The 15,233-nt window shown below is 35.7% G+C and carries 20 protein-coding genes, 1 pseudogene and 1 riboswitch; of the genes and pseudogenes, 10 read left to right on the top strand and 11 right to left on the bottom strand.

Annotated features, from left to right (window positions below; translation table 11 throughout):
• The first annotated feature begins 24 nt into the window (after positions 1–24).
• The 3 genes and pseudogenes from JR050_RS02120 (at position 25) to JR050_RS02110 (ending at position 2,844) form a co-directional block, all read left to right on the top strand.
• Entirely contained in the window at positions 25–717 is a 693-nt protein-coding gene (locus tag JR050_RS02120) for a Na-translocating system protein MpsC family protein (protein WP_204201867.1), read from the top strand.
• Between the two features lie 77 nt (positions 718–794).
• Positions 795–950: pseudogene (locus tag JR050_RS20750) on the top strand (Na-translocating system protein MpsC family protein); the annotation flags it as partial.
• Between the two features lie 256 nt (positions 951–1,206).
• Positions 1,207–1,290, top strand: a riboswitch (cyclic di-GMP riboswitch).
• A 357-nt stretch (positions 1,291–1,647) separates the two neighbouring features.
• Positions 1,648–2,844, top strand: a complete 1,197-nt coding sequence (locus tag JR050_RS02110; protein ID WP_204201866.1) for a sensor domain-containing diguanylate cyclase — start codon at positions 1,648–1,650, stop codon at positions 2,842–2,844.
• Between the two features lie 277 nt (positions 2,845–3,121).
• On the opposite strand, the gene JR050_RS02105 is transcribed toward JR050_RS02110, so the two are convergent.
• Both JR050_RS02105 and JR050_RS02100 read right to left on the bottom strand, forming a co-directional pair.
• A complete protein-coding gene (locus JR050_RS02105) occupies positions 3,122–3,559 on the bottom strand; it encodes a hypothetical protein (RefSeq protein ID WP_204201865.1) in 438 nt (145 codons plus the stop codon).
• Between the two features lie 11 nt (positions 3,560–3,570).
• Positions 3,571–3,921 carry an ASCH domain-containing protein gene (locus JR050_RS02100; protein WP_204201864.1) on the bottom strand — a complete coding sequence of 117 codons (351 nt, stop codon included), beginning with the start codon at positions 3,919–3,921 and terminating at the stop codon, positions 3,571–3,573.
• A gap of 113 nt (positions 3,922–4,034) precedes the next feature.
• Between JR050_RS02100 and JR050_RS02095 the strand changes: the two genes are divergently transcribed.
• Complete coding sequence (locus JR050_RS02095; RefSeq protein WP_346726693.1) at positions 4,035–4,424, top strand: YbaN family protein; 390 nt, start codon at positions 4,035–4,037, stop codon at positions 4,422–4,424.
• Positions 4,425–5,104: 680 nt separating this feature from the next.
• Here the strand turns inward: JR050_RS02095 and JR050_RS02090 are convergent.
• From JR050_RS02090 to JR050_RS02070, 5 genes are all read right to left on the bottom strand, one after another.
• A complete protein-coding gene (locus tag JR050_RS02090; RefSeq protein ID WP_204201863.1) occupies positions 5,105–5,290 on the bottom strand; it encodes a YfhD family protein in 186 nt (61 codons plus the stop codon).
• 87 nt (positions 5,291–5,377) lie between these two features.
• Entirely contained in the window at positions 5,378–5,497 is a 120-nt protein-coding gene (locus JR050_RS02085) for a YfhE family protein (RefSeq protein ID WP_149221120.1), read from the bottom strand.
• Between the two features lie 199 nt (positions 5,498–5,696).
• Entirely contained in the window at positions 5,697–6,254 is a 558-nt protein-coding gene (locus tag JR050_RS02080; protein ID WP_204201862.1) for a GNAT family N-acetyltransferase, read from the bottom strand.
• A gap of 246 nt (positions 6,255–6,500) precedes the next feature.
• Complete coding sequence (locus JR050_RS02075) at positions 6,501–7,625, bottom strand: amidohydrolase (protein WP_204201861.1); 1,125 nt, start codon at positions 7,623–7,625, stop codon at positions 6,501–6,503.
• Positions 7,626–7,783: 158 nt separating this feature from the next.
• Positions 7,784–8,689 (bottom strand): TIGR01777 family oxidoreductase, encoded by a 906-nt coding sequence (locus JR050_RS02070; RefSeq protein ID WP_204201860.1) that lies wholly within the window; start codon positions 8,687–8,689, stop codon positions 7,784–7,786.
• Positions 8,690–8,799: 110 nt separating this feature from the next.
• On the opposite strand from JR050_RS02070, the gene recX reads away from it, so the two are divergent.
• On the top strand, positions 8,800–9,633 hold the full coding sequence (recX, locus tag JR050_RS02065; RefSeq protein ID WP_204201859.1) for a recombination regulator RecX: 834 nt from the start codon (positions 8,800–8,802) through the stop codon (positions 9,631–9,633).
• On the opposite strand, the gene JR050_RS02060 is transcribed toward recX, so the two are convergent.
• A complete protein-coding gene (locus JR050_RS02060; RefSeq protein WP_346726692.1) occupies positions 9,613–10,290 on the bottom strand; it encodes an SDR family NAD(P)-dependent oxidoreductase in 678 nt (225 codons plus the stop codon). The two genes, recX and JR050_RS02060, sit on opposite strands and share 21 nt — an antisense overlap.
• Positions 10,291–10,371: 81 nt before the next feature.
• On the opposite strand from JR050_RS02060, the gene JR050_RS02055 reads away from it, so the two are divergent.
• On the top strand, positions 10,372–10,686 hold the full coding sequence (locus tag JR050_RS02055) for a YfhH family protein (RefSeq protein ID WP_204201857.1): 315 nt from the start codon (positions 10,372–10,374) through the stop codon (positions 10,684–10,686).
• A 31-nt stretch (positions 10,687–10,717) separates the two neighbouring features.
• Here the strand turns inward: JR050_RS02055 and JR050_RS02050 are convergent, their stop codons facing one another.
• Complete coding sequence (locus tag JR050_RS02050) at positions 10,718–10,876, bottom strand: small, acid-soluble spore protein K (RefSeq protein WP_204201856.1); 159 nt, start codon at positions 10,874–10,876, stop codon at positions 10,718–10,720.
• Between the two features lie 114 nt (positions 10,877–10,990).
• On the opposite strand from JR050_RS02050, the gene JR050_RS02045 reads away from it, so the two are divergent.
• The gene (locus JR050_RS02045; RefSeq protein ID WP_204201855.1) at positions 10,991–11,260 is read left to right on the top strand and encodes a YfhJ family protein; all 270 of its coding nucleotides are present in this window, start codon (positions 10,991–10,993) and stop codon (positions 11,258–11,260) included.
• Between the two features lie 31 nt (positions 11,261–11,291).
• On the opposite strand, the gene JR050_RS02040 is transcribed toward JR050_RS02045, so the two are convergent.
• A complete protein-coding gene (locus tag JR050_RS02040; RefSeq protein ID WP_204201854.1) occupies positions 11,292–12,275 on the bottom strand; it encodes a metal-dependent hydrolase in 984 nt (327 codons plus the stop codon).
• 103 nt (positions 12,276–12,378) lie between these two features.
• On the opposite strand from JR050_RS02040, the gene JR050_RS02035 reads away from it, so the two are divergent.
• Together JR050_RS02035 and mutY are read left to right on the top strand one after the other, a co-directional pair.
• Positions 12,379–12,672, top strand: a complete 294-nt coding sequence (locus JR050_RS02035) for a hypothetical protein (RefSeq protein WP_204201853.1) — start codon at positions 12,379–12,381, stop codon at positions 12,670–12,672.
• A 46-nt stretch (positions 12,673–12,718) separates the two neighbouring features.
• Positions 12,719–13,825 carry an A/G-specific adenine glycosylase gene (mutY, locus tag JR050_RS02030; RefSeq protein ID WP_346726691.1) on the top strand — a complete coding sequence of 369 codons (1,107 nt, stop codon included), beginning with the start codon at positions 12,719–12,721 and terminating at the stop codon, positions 13,823–13,825.
• A gap of 18 nt (positions 13,826–13,843) precedes the next feature.
• On the opposite strand, the gene JR050_RS02025 is transcribed toward mutY, so the two are convergent.
• The gene (locus tag JR050_RS02025; protein ID WP_204201852.1) at positions 13,844–14,068 is read right to left on the bottom strand and encodes a hypothetical protein; all 225 of its coding nucleotides are present in this window, start codon (positions 14,066–14,068) and stop codon (positions 13,844–13,846) included.
• A gap of 127 nt (positions 14,069–14,195) precedes the next feature.
• Here JR050_RS02025 and fabL point away from each other — a divergent pair, with 127 nt between their 5' ends.
• On the top strand, positions 14,196–14,945 hold the full coding sequence (gene fabL / locus JR050_RS02020; protein WP_204201851.1) for an enoyl-[acyl-carrier-protein] reductase FabL: 750 nt from the start codon (positions 14,196–14,198) through the stop codon (positions 14,943–14,945).
• Positions 14,946–15,233: the final 288 nt, after the last annotated feature.

Here is a 15,233-nt window from a genome sequence, read left to right as displayed (position 1 = left end):
TGCACATGGGAGGGTTGTAGGATTATGTCAGGACCAATCAATCAAAAGCTAATGGATATTAGTAGTTTAACCAGTAAGATGCTGAGAAAAAACTTTGGACGCGGACCAGAATCGTGTTATGCATATGCGAATATGCAGTTTTTGGTTTTTTACATAAGAGGCTTTCTATCTCCTATGGAAGTTATATTACTTGAAAATGGTAACTCAGATAACATCGAAATCTCGCGTAATATTGTCATGACCAATGTTCTGACCGAGTTAAAAGGTGTTCTTGAAATAGAGTTTGAACAAGATGTGAAATACTTTTATCATGACTGGAATTATCACCAAAATAGAGGAATGATAACGGTACAATTTGAACATAGCATAATCGAAGGAAGTTGTCATACTTTATCTGATTCACTTTCTAACTCGTTAGTACAAGAAGTTGACCGAATTACTATTCTAGTCCAAAAGAAGCCTGAATTAACGAAGGTCTATCCTATTACACCTAAACTTTATTTAGTTAAAAGGGAAGGTATTTTAATTCAAATCGAAAAAGCATTAATTGAAAAAGGGTATGAACATACATTACTTGTAACAAAAGACGAATTAGAAAAGTCATATCTTCATCGTGATGGAAGGTTTGAAGAAATTTTTCAAAATCCAGTTTCAGATATTTTTGTTGATTGGGACTTTAAGAGAGATAACAGTATTATTGCCTTTGTATTAAAGTGAGAGGAAGGACGGGGGCTAACGGAAAAAGAGGAAGAAAAACACAAGAAAATTAGTAGCTATATTCAACATTACTTCATGAAAGTTTTGGTAATGAGCCAGATGGTGTATATGTCTCATTTAATGGAACCTTTATTACAATTTACATAAGAAACTTTTTATCCCCTCCAGAAAGGGTATTGCTAGATCAAGACCAGGAAATCCTTGTCTATCAAATGAAAAGAGGATATTCATAAGGTTAATATAAAATAGTGTAGATGAAGTGCCTTACGGTTCTCACAGAAATCTTACTATTAAGTATAGTAAATTGATGGGAATTATTAATATAACTGCTATGATTGAGATAAATTAAGGTATAATAGATATAGAGTTGTTTATAACAATCTAAATTATTAAATTTTTCTTTCTATTAATTAATTGACGAAGGTATAAAAGAACTATAATATAGTTATAGATGTAAAATTTATGGGATTTATATAGTAAAATAATAATATTTAGTAGGGGCAAATCCATTGAAAAGTGGGGACGCAAAACTAGAGGGGCTAATGTCTTTGATAATGCCAGCCAGTTGCCGAAATATTCTACAGTTAGAGAATTAATTATATTCTGATTAATTCCTCTACAGCAGATTAATCGGTTGCGATTAATCTTTTTTATTTTGACTGATTTCCGTAGATTGTTGTATTTCAACAAGTTTAGAAACATATGGACTACACTCTGACATCCTCTCGTCAAAGCTAATAATATTTCACCGATATAACTCTATTAAAGTAACCAAGAGTTGATTAATAGCAACAATGTTTACAAAAAGGGCTTTATTATTTAGAACCTGTGTGGTTCATGTTGCAACAGAGAATTCACAAAAAACTTGCCATTGGTAATAGACGTATTCGTAAAAAAGTGAAAAGAAAATGTTTCATGGATGTGTTTAATATGGGAAATGTTAACCTGGTAAAAAATAAATACCAAATGATCCTCTCGATCATTGACCGTTTACTAAAGAAGATTGGTTCTGATGGGGAAATCGTGACGAATGATACAGAGAAAATGCTTGATACGTTATATGAAAATGAACACCAAGATAAAGAAGTAGTGGAATCAGTTCTCACGCAACTTCAACACATCAACGAACAAATTGAAAATATGAATTGGTTGAATAAACATTATAAAATCATTCATGATTTTTCTCAAACGTGTAGTAAAACGTTAAATGAAGATGTATTACTAGAAAAAGCATTCGAACTTGTTTCGGAAGTAATGCCGACTGATTCATTTTATATCGCTTCCTATAAAGAGGGAGATAATTTTGCAGAATTTCTATTTATGATAGACAACGGAGAGTATTACCCGCGCGCAAAAATAGAGCTTGGTGATAATTATACAACTAAAGTAATTAAGACTAGAGAGATTATCCATGTGAAAGACTCAAGTGAACCACAAGAGTTCGATGTTATTATTGGAGTTAAAGAAACACGTTCTCATTTGTTTGTACCGATTATCATTGACGATCAAGTAAAAGGAGTTATCTCTGCACAGTGCTTTGAAGACTTTGCTTACCGTAAAGAGCATGAAGAGCTGCTGCAGTTAATTGGTACACAGGTGTTTAACTCAATTGAAACTGCTAGATTGTATGGGAAAATCTATTATATGTCCCAAACTGATGAATTAACAGGCTTGAAAAATCACAGAGCTTTCCATGAAGATTTATCGAAACTGATGGCAGAAAGTGATGATGACATTACGCTTGTTATGCTTGATTCAGATAATCTTAAGAAGGTGAATGACCTATATGGTCATGACATGGGAGATAAATATTTAAAGGTGCTTGCTGATGGTATTAGTACTATCCAGAACGATGAAATCGAAGGGTATCGATATGCGGGCGATGAGTTTATGATTATCGTAAAAAATAGCTCTACTGCTCAAATTGAAATGCTATACGAACGTCTTATAACCTATTATTCGGAAAACTCTATTCAACTATCAAATATACAACTTAATATATCAATTAGCTGTGGAGTAGCAATCTTCCCTGAACACGGACAATCTGTAGATACATTAAAAAAATCAGCAGACGAAGCGTTATACGAAGCAAAGAAACGAGGGAAAAGCAGATTAGTATTTTCCTAATAAAAGAGCCTAGCGTAATGCTAGGCTCTTTTATTTAGTCTCTTTTCGTAAATAATATTGCTATTTACGTAAACTAGTTACATTTATATCTTCTATCGTTTGTGTTATTCACTGCTTTGACGAAAAATGGCCAAAGAGAAACCGTAATTATGTGTTTTAGGAATTGTTCGAAACACAAAAATCAATGTGACTACAGCCTTTAGTTAAGAAGTGAAGCTCTCATAACCATCACATAAAGGGAATAGGCTAACATCCTTTTCGAATGCTAGCCCTTTTTTTACATATTTGGTTTCACAACCATAAACCAAAGCATGGTAAGTAATAATAGTAAATATGTCCACACAGCTTTTTTAAGTTTTTTTACTAATAGTTCTCGATGATGGTTAGCTTCTTGAAATTTTCTCAGTGTTGGCGAAAAAGCACGCGCTAGAAAGAACAAAGAACTAAATAGCAATACTAATGTAGCAACAATCCAAGGGGTTTTCCACGTCCATGGACCAAGAATGACAAGTAAAACGCCAGATCCTATTAGAACGTGACCTGCATGTTTTGTAAATCGCACTACAAATCTAAATGTATGTAAGAATGATTGTAATTCTGCTTCTATTGGAGTGACAAGACGGTTTACTATTGGTATCAATATGAAAAATGGACCTATTGATGCAACGGCACTCACAACATGGATATAAATTAGTAATTTATAAAGTAAATCCACGAAATTACCCTCTATTCATTAACGGGACTGAACTCGTGTACCCAGACTCTCATATGTGGCAACCAAGGCATACCAGGATGGTACGATAAAATTGATTCCTTATATTCATCAACTGTCTCAAAGCCTTCATGCTTTGCATGCTCGTCTGTTAATTCACCTAAGGCTTGTGAATATACGTTGTTTACAACAAAATTTTTACCATCTAACACAAATTCTTCGCCAATATCTGCATAACGACCGTTACGTCTAGTGGCAGTCTTATTACCTTCAATAACCTTTTTAATGTCATCAGGCATTGTAATTAGTCTCTCAATCGTACAAGTTTTTTCTGGTAGTTCCTTTTGATCGTGTTGGTTCGTCATATACATTTGCTCCTTTTTATAAAAGTCTTTTTACACTATATCACATAACGTTTCACTGAAGAAATATTGAACCGTTTGTTATACTAAATTATAATAGTACAGAATGTTGGAGCGTGGATGTCATTCGTAATGTAAAAAAGGTTATATATATTTTACTTGGATTTATTTTTATGGGATTAGGAATGATTGGAATTGTTTTACCGTTACTGCCAACAACACCATTATTATTATTAGCGTCTTTCTTTTTTGTGAAGGGATCTAGTAAATTTGAAAAATGGTTTAAAGGAACAAATGTTTATAAAAACCACTTAGAAGAATTTGTGAAAAATCGAGCGATGACTAGGAAGCAAAAGCTTACGATTTTGTTATTTGCTGATTTTATGATTGCGATACCATTTTTCCTAACTGACAGCAACCTTGTGAAAGTTTTCCTATTATTAATAGTTGTGTATAAGTACTATTACTTTATAACGAAAATCAAGACTATAAAAAAGTTAGGATAAACTATCTCTAAAGTATGAGGAGAAATGGGGAATTACGGAGCTGTAATGTCACTTTCACCAAGAAGAGACATTGCACTTGACTACTTTAGGCTAGTACAAGAAGTTGACTGTTTGCTGAGGACGGTGTGAATATTAACATAAAACATCAAGGGATGGAGCTGCCACCGCAAAATGCTGATTGGGATGAGCTAACGAAGTAAGTAGAATTATGATCACTTCTTCTGTTCGAGGGGTGGTTTTTTTGTTGTAAGCATTAATGTTGTATTTAAATATAATAATTTATTTATAAGGGAAAAAGATAAATTTTGCGATGTGAGAATAAGGGTTGATATAAATGCGCTTCGTAAAAAAATAATCAAACGTTTGTTTAAAAGAAGGGGAGATTTAATATATTAAAATATTGTTTATGAGATTTGTGGAGGACCTTATCCACAAGCGCAATATACGGTTAGGGATTAATGTATAAGGATTTACACAGGTTTATTCACAATATCCACAAATTTTTATAAAATAATCCACATATTAGGCTAAAGTAACTAAGAGTAATAGAGTCAATAGGCATGCAGTGTTTGGATAGATATCCACATTATACACAGAACTGTGGATAAACCTGTGTATATAATTATATATTTAGAAAATTGAAAGGGAGGTAGCCGATTTGACTACCTCCTTTATTATCGTTATTTAGATTTTGCACGAGCATCAGCAGCTTTTGCGCGCTCTTGTGCTTGTAAATCATCAGCATCTGCTAACTCTTGAGAAAACTCAATATCGCGACCATCCGGTGGCAATTTAGCATAGCCAGGAGTTTGTGGTAAAGATTGTGTGTTTTTATCACGATTCGCATGTCCATGATTTGTTGGCATGGTTATCCCTCCATCTGCAAATTGAACAAGAAGTTCTTGTTTATTTTTACACCAAAGGGAAAAGTTATTAACGGGAAAAATTAGGAATTACTTATTGCTAATGTACCCGCCAGCGCGATCAGCCATTTTAAATTCACGTGAATATGTAACCTCTTGCATACTGCTTAACGTACTCTTCTTCATTTTATCCTTTTTCTTCTTGTCCATTAGTCCATCCCTCACTTTACACAAAGTTATTATCATCGTTACCTAAATTCATCTTCATTATTCAAAAACTAAAAATTAATATGTTTTAACACTTTAAAGGAGTGGGGGACAGGCCCCCACTCCTTTAAAGTGTTAAAGACTTACAGTGTAGTAAAACCTGCTCAAGTGAATTGAGCAGGTTAGCAGATTATCCTATATATTATGCTTCTTTTAGTTGTTCTTCCTGGAATGCAACTGGTTCTCTCATCGCATGTAGGTGATATAGGTCTTTTGGAATTTCATACAAGTTATAGATGTTGCCATTTACGTTAATTTGGTCATATAGACTTTTCCTTGTTTCGTTCGCAAGAAGAACGTAAGGTAGCTTTTCGGCAGCCTTTTGTGAACGGATGTTAACTTTGCGAATTCGCATGAAAATTTTATCGATGCCAAGTTCGAAAAATACTTCGTTAAAGAATGCCTCTTTGGCCAGTTTGTTATAGCCAAGACCATGATATGGCTTGCCTAACCACGTACCAAGGAAGCCGGCATTATCTTGAAGGTCGAACAAGTTAATCGTTCCAATTGGAGAGCCCCATTCATCTAAAATAGTCCGTGAAATGAGCTCACCATGTTCTTCTGCTTCGATTGTTTGTTTTGTTAGGAATAAAAATTCTTCGTAAGTTGAAGCTTTATGGCGCACAAAAGGGAAGACTTCTGGATGCACCATGAGATCAAAAAGAATCTGCGACTCTTGTAGATCACGTCTTTTTAGCATGATTTGTCCCTCCAAACTGAGGGCAGTCTACTCCATAGAGAATAGAACCCCACCCCCTGAAATTTTTTCATAATACTAACCAAAAAAATTTCGGGGTGGGAATCGAACCCACTAGGACCAGTTCATGCTGGTGGCGCACCATTTGCCTTCCCCTTAAACATAAAAGGTATATAATTGTCAGTTGAAAATATGAAATATCTTTAAGTATAATACGATAAAATGTGAAAAAAAGATACTACTTTTTTGTTAATTTTTTTTGTAAATTATTTCTCCATTTATCATAGTTAATCGTGTCTTTGCTAAATAGTGAAACGGATGATGATCCCATAAAACAATGTCTGCATCTTTGCCGGTTTCTAGACTACCTAAGCGGTCATCCACGCGTAAATTACGTGCAGCAGTAATGGTAATTCCTTCTAGAGCTTTTTGCTCGTCTAATCCTTCTCGAACGGCAATTGCCGCACAAATATTCAAGTACTGAATTGGCGTATACGGGTGATCCGTAGTGATCGACACTTCAACGCCAGCATCAGATAATGCTTGATACGTTTTCCACGATTTGTTTTTCAATTCAATTTTCGAACGACGGGTCAATGTTGGCCCAACACTAACTTTAATATTTTTTCCCTCAAACTCATCAGCAATCAAATGACCTTCCGTACAATGCTCAATTCTATAATCTAAATCAAATTCCTCCGCAAAACGCATCGCTGACATAATGTCATCAGCGCGGTGAGCATGTATACGCACAGGTATTTCACGTTTTAGAGCTTTAACAATAGGGCGAACACGAAAGTCTTCAGGACGGTCACAGTATTTTGCTTTATAAAAAGCTTCACGTAACATTCCCATAATTCCCATTCGAGTGATAGAATCGTTGCTTCCATGACTATGAATACGCTTTGGATTTTCACCAAGTGCGACCTTTAATCCAGCTGTCTCTTGGATAAGCATCTTATTCACATTTCTTCCGTACGTTTTAATCACAGACGTCGTTCCGCCAATAACGTTTGCACTACCAGGCATAATATGCGCTGTTGTAACTCCATGTTGAATGGCATCGCTGAATGCAATGTCAAGTGGATGCAAGCTATCAAAAGCACGAATATGTGGTGTCAACGGCTCAATTGTTTCATTCGCATCATTTCCTGCCCAGCCAGTTCCTTCATCATATAAACCGAGATGGGTATGAACATCAACAAAACCCGGTAATAAATATTGCTCGTTACAATCCATAACAAAAGTATCTTCTGTCGGCTCTATATTATATCCAATTTCTTTTATCTTCCCATCTTCAACATATAAATCAGCATTTCTCATTGGTGGTGAAGTGATTGGATAAATCGTTGCATTTTTAAATAATGTTTTCATTTTTTTAGAAACTCCTAACTTTTAAGCAGGGCCTTTTTCATACAAGTGCTGCTTTTTCTAGAATGGTGAAAAAATTCCCTGAAACCTTTTTATTGCATAAACTTTTTTGAAACAACAAAATGTTGATAAGTGTCATGAGCAAAAAGTAAATACATTATCTATGATTTTAATATGTTTTCTAATGCTTCATCAATAGTAGAATAAATAAATTTATATCCGTGCTGCTCGGCTACCTTTGGTAATACCTTTTGCCCTTCTAACACTAATATACTCATTTCACCTAACAATAATTTTAGTGCAAAGCCTGGAACAGGAAGCCAATGTGGTTTTCGTAACACTTTTCCAACAGACTTTCCAAATTCCTTCATTGTAACAGGAGATGGAGAAACAACATTAAGTGGACCGGTTATTTGATCGTGAGTGATGGCAAAAAGAATCATACCAACCACATCATCAACATGAATCCAAGATAGCCACTGCTTTCCACTACCAACCGTACCACCAGCAAATAATTTATACGGCAGAACAATTCTCGGCAGGGCACCTTCATCCTTACCAAGAATGACACCAAAGCGAGAGAAAACTACACGTACACCGAATTGTTCAACGGTACGTGCTTCCTCCTCCCATGACCAAACAACTTCTCCTAAAAAGTCTTGGCTATGTTGCGCAATTTCTTCTGTAAAGGTGTCTGTTCGCGATATTCCGTAATATCCCACAGCACTTGCATTTATAAGAGTAGAAGGCTTATTTTTCATAATCCCTATAATACGAACAATCTCTCTCGTTGCATGAATACGACTATTGTAAATTCTTTCTTTTCTAGCTTCTGTCCATCTACCACTATTAAGTGATTCCCCTGCTAAATTAATAATTGCGTCGACTCCATTAAGATCATACTCAGGTGTAGAGCTTTCACCTAACCATTTAACGTAGCGAACTCCCTCTTCTTTTATAGAGGGGATGTTCCGAGTTAAAATCAACACTTCATCGCCTCTTTGAACAAGTGACTTTGTTAAAGCTTTACCGACAAAGCCTGTCCCACCTGCAATTGCTATCTTCATTCGTACACCTCCATATATCTACAATATATTCTGTACATAACAAGCGAATCCTTTTTCACAATGTGCTATAGTTAGGTTTTAGGATGATTTTCTTTTTAAGAGGTGAATGTATGGCCATTATTACAAAAATCACGACACAACAAAAAAATAAAGAGCGTTACAACATCTTTCTCGATGATGGAAAAGGAGAGCGATATGCCTTTAGCGTTCATCAAGATGTATTAATAGCGAATGATTTAAAAAAAGGAAAAGAAATAGATGAACTAGATATTGAGGAAATAGCTTTTGCGGATGATATTACAAAAGCAATGCAACATGCAATGGTTTTCCTCTCTTATCGTATGAGATCGACATTAGAAGTTATTCAACATTTACGAGAAAAAGAATATGCAGATGCAGTCATTTCTGAAGTGGTCCATAAGTTAACAGATTTAAAATACTTAAACGATGAAGAATTTGCACGTGCTTATGTAAGGACAAATGCAAGAGTTGGTTTGAAAGGACCAAGTGTGTTAAAGCAGGAGCTTATCCAAAAGGGAATGACACAATCGTTAATTGAAATCGCGTTGGCTGAATATTCAATGGAAGAGCAAATAGAGTATGCAGAAGTAATTGTAAATAAGACCTTGAAAAAGACGAAAAACGTATCTAGTCGAATTCAGCAGCAAAAGATAAATGAAGCTTTATCAAGAAAAGGGTTTTCTCAAGATACGATTCGTGTTGTTTTACAGCAAATGGATACACAAAAAGAAGAAAGTGAAGAATTGGAGGCGATTTGCTTAGCAGGAGCAAAAGCACATCGCCGTCTAAAAAAGCTTTCAGGTCGAGAACTTGAATTTAAGGTTAAGCAAACTCTGTATCAAAAAGGCTTCGGATTAGACTTGATAGAAGGTTATCTACAATCAGAAGAATGGAATGAATTATTAACTGATAATGATTTCTAATTTCCCATCATCTTGTTCTTTAATCTGCTTTGCAACTTCAGCAGGTGCTTTGAGACGTGATTTATCTTCTATATGGGTAGAGTGATCCCAAAAAGGAGTATTCATTCCGCCCATATAAACACCTGTGACAGTTACCTTGTTTGCTTCTACTTCCTTTTGGAGACTTTCGGTAAATCCTCTAACAGCAAACTTACTAGAACAATACACGACTTCGTTCACTTTCCCACGAAGTCCAGCTGTCGAAATAATATTTATTATTTTTGCATTCGGTTTCTGTTTCAAATGAGGCAGTAAATATTTTGTGATGAAAATTGTACCAAGCACATTTGTATTAATCATTTGGTAGATGGATTCATCATCCATTTCTTCATATGGACCAAAAGTTCCAATACCAGTGTTATTTATTAGAGTGTAAACAGAATAGTTAGCTATAATTTTTTCTACTGTTGTTTTGATTGACTCAAGGTTTTGGAGGTCACAAATAAAATAAGTTGCTTTATTTCCTCTATTTTCAATTAGCTCTTTTGTCTCCATTAAGGGAGCTTCTGTTCTACCAAGTAGTATAATGTGATCAATAGAGGAGCTATATTGTAAAGAAAGTTCTCTTCCTAATCCCGTTCCACCACCAGTAATGACGATTGAATTCAAGGGTATCATCTCCTGTATGTATATATTTTGATTTCAAAATGGTCTCATCCTATAATAAACTAAGCGAATGAAACATGGGAGTGTTCATCTATGGAAAAACGTTATAGCCAGATGTCAGAGTTTGAATTGAATCAAGAAATCCGTACTTTACATGAAAAAGCAAGAAAAGCCGAACAGCTTGGCATGGTAAATGAGTACGCTGTTCTAGAGCGTAAAATTTATATGGCAAAAGCATATTTGCTAAATCCTGATGATTATAAATCGGGTGAGGTTTACGAAATTGAACAAGATCCAGGCAGTTTTTTTAAAATTAATTATTTAGATGGAGTTTTTGCCTGGGGTTCACGATTAAATGGGTTAGATAAAGAGGAAGCACTGCCGATTTCATTATTGAAAAACAAATAGCCAGAGGTGTCTCTGGCTATTTGAAAGCAGTTTATTGTCCTTCGCGCATACCCGAAGCACGCATTCTCTCTTGAGGATGTGTGTTGATGGATCCGTCAGCACGTTTGGATGCATACTCAGCTTTTGCTCGTGGTTCTCCTTCAAACTTGTTGTTTCCTTGGTTCGGGAAGCCAGTTTCTTTATTACGCATTCGAGAGAACCTCCTCAAAGAACTTTATGGTTAGTGCTCAATTGAGCACTACTTATAGTATGACGTTTACCGATGAGGATATAAGATAGAATATTTGGTAAGGAGTGAAAACCAATGAATGAAAGAATCGAACAACTCACAAACCTATTACTAGAGCAAAACGAATCGCTTGCGTATGAACAGGCAAGAACGTGGATTGAGCTATTATGGGATGATTTCGAAACAACATCAGCTAAAGCCGGACATCAATACATGGGACCAGAAATGGCGGAAAGAATTGTAACTTCTTGGATTAATCGATATGGCGCACAATTGCATGAATTTGTTGCATCAAATCCGAAATATGAACATCTTTTGAATCGTGATGATTATACAAAACATTAAGGGACTAGCCACTCGGCTAGCCCCTTTTTCCTTACTTAAGAGGAAGAAATTCAAGCTTTTTACGTAATTTCTTTTCACTGAATATCCAACCAGTATACGAATTTAAGATATTTAAATGAAAATCAAGCTTTACAACAGCTACAAATGGATAATACCCTTTGCTTCTGTACCGTAAATCAATAAATCGTACTTCATAATGATCATTATGCTCAAATGCTTCCCACCGGTAAACCGGAGAAAAAGACAGAAAGGCTGCAACGTTTTCATCTTTACATGCAGCATTTATAACAGGAATATCAGGTATGGGCTGACGATCAAATGTATCTAGAATCTTTATTTCTCCTCTAACAGCTCGAATCACGTAAAAATGTTCCTCTGACTTCACAGCCACATGCCATTGATTGAAATAATACGTTGGTGAGATGATAATTTCGTTTGCATCTGGTATTAATTTTTTGACAGCATTCGCCACATTTAGCTTCATTCGATATCGTACGACATAGTACAATGCGATGATCATAAAGACACCGATAAAGGTAGTAGCGGGGTCTAAACCTAACTGCCATACAATAATACCAACAATGTGCATGAAAAAGATAAACGGATCAAACGTATTAATTACTCCAAGTGCAACCCATTTCCGCGAAAAAGGGCGAAGAGCTTGTGTCCCGTAAGCGTTGAAAATGTCGACAAAAACATGAAGGATTACGGCAATAAATGTCCAAATCCATAGATGGAATATATTTGCTTCAGGTGCAAACAGAAGAATTAAACCTGTAATAAGAAGTGGCCAAAGCATAACAGCCGGTATGGAATGAGTAATGCCTCTATGATTTCGTATATAGTACGCATTATTTCGTAGCTTTAAAATCGTATCCAAATCAGGTGCCTGTGATCCAGCTATCGTTCCAAACAAAACTGCATGCGCAGTAACTGGATCTTGTGCAATAACTGGATCTAAAGTGGCAATTCCGCCAAGTGCGATTCCCATCACAAAATGGGTGCCAGTATCCATTACATATTACCTCCTAACGATAAAAAAACGGATTTCTTACTGTCTAATATGTGCAATTAACACCGAAATTAAAGAACAGGAATTTATAGAGGAGTGTCAAGCATTGTCAATCAAAATTTTTATTGAATATAAAGTAAAAGAATCGTTTATTCAACAATATGAGGAACAAATGGAAAAGGTACTGGATAGTTTACCATCATTTGGTGCACGCCAAATTGAGTGGTTTCAAAATGGAAAGCAACATTATATAGAAACATTCTCCTTACCAACCATTTCTCATTTTGTAGCATTCCGCAAGATGAGAGGAGAGAAGCTAAACCAAATATACGGCTGTCTTGACCAATTTATGGAAGGTGGGATTGATAATATCCAGATGCATGCTGTTAAGGTAAAATAGAAGATAGAGCATTTGCTCTGGAGCATTGCATTTTGGGGGAAATTAAGTGAATTCATACGAATATATAAAAGACTTTAAAATAAATCAATTTCAACAAGACCTAATTACTTGGTTCGAACATGAACAACGCATTTTGCCGTGGAGAGAAGACCAAGATCCATACAAAGTGTGGGTTTCTGAAATTATGCTTCAACAAACGAGAGTAGACACAGTCATTCCTTATTTTCTAAACTTCATTAAGCAATTTCCAAACATAGAGAGCCTTGCGAATGCAGATGAAGAACATGTCTTAAAGGCATGGGAAGGACTTGGATATTACTCTAGAGTAAGAAACCTGCAATCTGCAGTCCGTGAAGTACATGAGAATTATGGTGGAATTGTACCGAACACTCCTGAAGAAATTTCGAAGCTAAAGGGAATTGGTCCCTATACTACAGGCTCTATCCTAAGCATTGCGTATGGTGTTCCAGAGCCAGCAGTTGACGGCAATGTAATGAGAGTATTATCAAGAATACTATCGATTTGGGACGACATTGCAAAGCCGAAAACGAGAAAAATATTTGAAGCCATTATCCGTGATATTATTAGTAAAGAAAATCCTTCATTTTTTAACCAAGGATTAATGGAGCTTGGAGCAATAGTTTGTACACCAAGTTCACCATCTTGTTTGTTATGTCCTGTACAAGATCATTGTCAGTCATTTAAAGATGGGACACAAAAAGAGCTGCCTGTTAAAACGAAAAAGAATATAGTTAAAGAACTACCCATGGCTGCCTGCGTATTCGTAACGGATGATGATAAGGTACTTATCAGTAAAAGACCAGAAACAGGGCTGTTAGCGAAATTATGGGAATTTCCAAATGTAGAAGTAGTTAAGGAATTAACTTCACCAAAGGAACAACTTATGAGCTTTGCTGAGGAGACGTTTAACGTTAGCTTACAAGTTGACGATGTAATCGGCACATTACAACACGTTTTTTCTCATTTAACTTGGAACATTACGGTTTACAAAGGTAGATTATCAAACGAACCGGTTCAATCAGATACAGTAAAATTAGTTACTTTGGAAGAATTAAAGCAATACGCATTTCCTGTGTCACATCAGAAAATTTGGAAGCAGTATTTAGAAGATAAAAGTAGCCAGCTAGTTTGAAATAGCTGGCTATTACCTTTAATCATATTGAACACGAGTCCCGTGCGTCCAATCTGCTTCTTGATGATATAAGCCACCACGAGACTCGATTTCTTGAATAATCTCACGGTGAATTGTTTGGCCTTCTACATTTAAATATGGAACGATTTGTTGAAATGAATGGTGATAAAACGCAAGTTCGCTATCTTTCCATTCAGTTTTTGGCATCATTGATAACTCAGTCATATCTCTACCAACAAACATCGTGTAAGCCCCCTTTAAATTATCTTCTTTTTACTTTTTGTTTAATAGATGGTACATATGCATTTGAAAGTATGAATTAAGAAGGCTATGATAAAAAAGTAAACAGATTGGTTATAGGAGTGATCGAATGACACAAAAAGTGGCATTAGTTACAGGAAGTAGTAGAGGAATTGGAAAAGCCATTGCAATGCGTTTAGCAAAGCAAGGCTATGATATTATTGTTAATTATGCTCGTAGCAAATCTGCTGCAGAAGAAACTGCAAAAGAAATCGAAGCATTAGGAAGAAAAGCAGTAGTTATTAAAGCAAATGTTGGCAAACCAGAAAAAATTAAAGAAATGTTTAAAGAAATTGATGAACACTTCAATCGTCTTGATGTCTTTGTAAGCAACGCAGCTTCAGGTGTATTACGACCATTAATGGAGCTGGAAGAGTCGCATTGGGACTGGACGATGGATATTAATAGTAAAGCTTTACTATTTTGCGCACAAGAAGCAGCGAAAAGAATGGAGACTTCAGGCGGAGGTAAAATCGTCAGCCTTAGTTCCCTAGGTTCGATTCGTTATTTAGAAAACTACACAACTGTAGGGGTTTCAAAGGCGGCTGTAGAATCTTTAACAAGATATCTTGCGGTAGAATTAGCTCCAAAAAATATCGTTGTGAACGCTGTATCGGGTGGAGCAGTGGATACAGATGCACTTAAACACTTCCCGAATCGTGAAGATCTTCTAGAGGATGCAAGAAAAAATACACCTGCGGGTCGCATGGTAGAGCCAGAAGATTTAGTAAATGCCGTGATGTTCTTATTATCAGATGATGCTCAAATGGTAAGAGGACAAACGATTATCGTAGATGGTGGACGCTCATTATTAGTCTAGGTCTACATAAAAAAGAGGCTGGGACAAGAGTATTTCAGCCAATTATACCCGAACTATTAGGCGATATTTTAATGAATCTTTCACCTAATAGTTCGGGTCTTTATTTGTTGCTCTAGATTTGTTTGATTTTGCATACTATTTATAAGAACTAGTGTCTGCAGCGCAATGGAACGAACTTGTTCATCCAACTTAACTAATTAATAAATAACAAAGTATACTATTTAATAGGAAGAATAATTTAGCTATTATTCGCCTTTAAGGATGATTTATTTAGTTATGTCCCAGCAT

It is taken from the genome of Bacillus suaedaesalsae, from assembly GCF_016890225.1.
Lineage (GTDB): Bacteria > Bacillota > Bacilli > Bacillales > SA4 > Bacillus_BS > Bacillus_BS suaedaesalsae.
The sequence above is the reverse complement of the archived record's forward strand: the minus strand, read 5'-3'. Positions and strand labels throughout refer to the sequence as shown.

Excerpts from the sequence above, each read along its gene's own strand:
- JR050_RS02110 (WP_204201866.1), top strand. The coding sequence starts at position 1,648 with ATGGGAAATGTTAACCTGGTAAAAAATAAATACCAAATGATCCTCTCG.
- recX (WP_204201859.1), top strand. The coding sequence starts at position 8,800 with ATGGCCATTATTACAAAAATCACGACACAACAAAAAAATAAAGAGCGT.
- JR050_RS02060 (WP_346726692.1), bottom strand. The coding sequence starts at position 10,290 with ATGATACCCTTGAATTCAATCGTCATTACTGGTGGTGGAACGGGATTA.
- JR050_RS02120 (WP_204201867.1), top strand. The coding sequence starts at position 25 with ATGTCAGGACCAATCAATCAAAAGCTAATGGATATTAGTAGTTTAACC.
- fabL (WP_204201851.1), top strand. The coding sequence starts at position 14,196 with ATGACACAAAAAGTGGCATTAGTTACAGGAAGTAGTAGAGGAATTGGA.
- JR050_RS02080 (WP_204201862.1), bottom strand. The coding sequence starts at position 6,254 with ATGCTAAAAAGACGTGATCTACAAGAGTCGCAGATTCTTTTTGATCTC.
- JR050_RS02070 (WP_204201860.1), bottom strand. The coding sequence starts at position 8,689 with ATGAAGATAGCAATTGCAGGTGGGACAGGCTTTGTCGGTAAAGCTTTA.
- JR050_RS02100 (WP_204201864.1), bottom strand. The coding sequence starts at position 3,921 with ATGACGAACCAACACGATCAAAAGGAACTACCAGAAAAAACTTGTACG.
- JR050_RS02075 (WP_204201861.1), bottom strand. The coding sequence starts at position 7,625 with ATGAAAACATTATTTAAAAATGCAACGATTTATCCAATCACTTCACCA.
- JR050_RS02090 (WP_204201863.1), bottom strand. The coding sequence starts at position 5,290 with ATGCCAACAAATCATGGACATGCGAATCGTGATAAAAACACACAATCT.
- JR050_RS02045 (WP_204201855.1), top strand. The coding sequence starts at position 10,991 with ATGAATGAAAGAATCGAACAACTCACAAACCTATTACTAGAGCAAAAC.
- JR050_RS02085 (WP_149221120.1), bottom strand. The coding sequence starts at position 5,497 with ATGGACAAGAAGAAAAAGGATAAAATGAAGAAGAGTACGTTAAGCAGT.
- JR050_RS02040 (WP_204201854.1), bottom strand. The coding sequence starts at position 12,275 with ATGGATACTGGCACCCATTTTGTGATGGGAATCGCACTTGGCGGAATT.
- JR050_RS02025 (WP_204201852.1), bottom strand. The coding sequence starts at position 14,068 with ATGTTTGTTGGTAGAGATATGACTGAGTTATCAATGATGCCAAAAACT.
- JR050_RS02055 (WP_204201857.1), top strand. The coding sequence starts at position 10,372 with ATGGAAAAACGTTATAGCCAGATGTCAGAGTTTGAATTGAATCAAGAA.
- JR050_RS02050 (WP_204201856.1), bottom strand. The coding sequence starts at position 10,876 with ATGCGTAATAAAGAAACTGGCTTCCCGAACCAAGGAAACAACAAGTTT.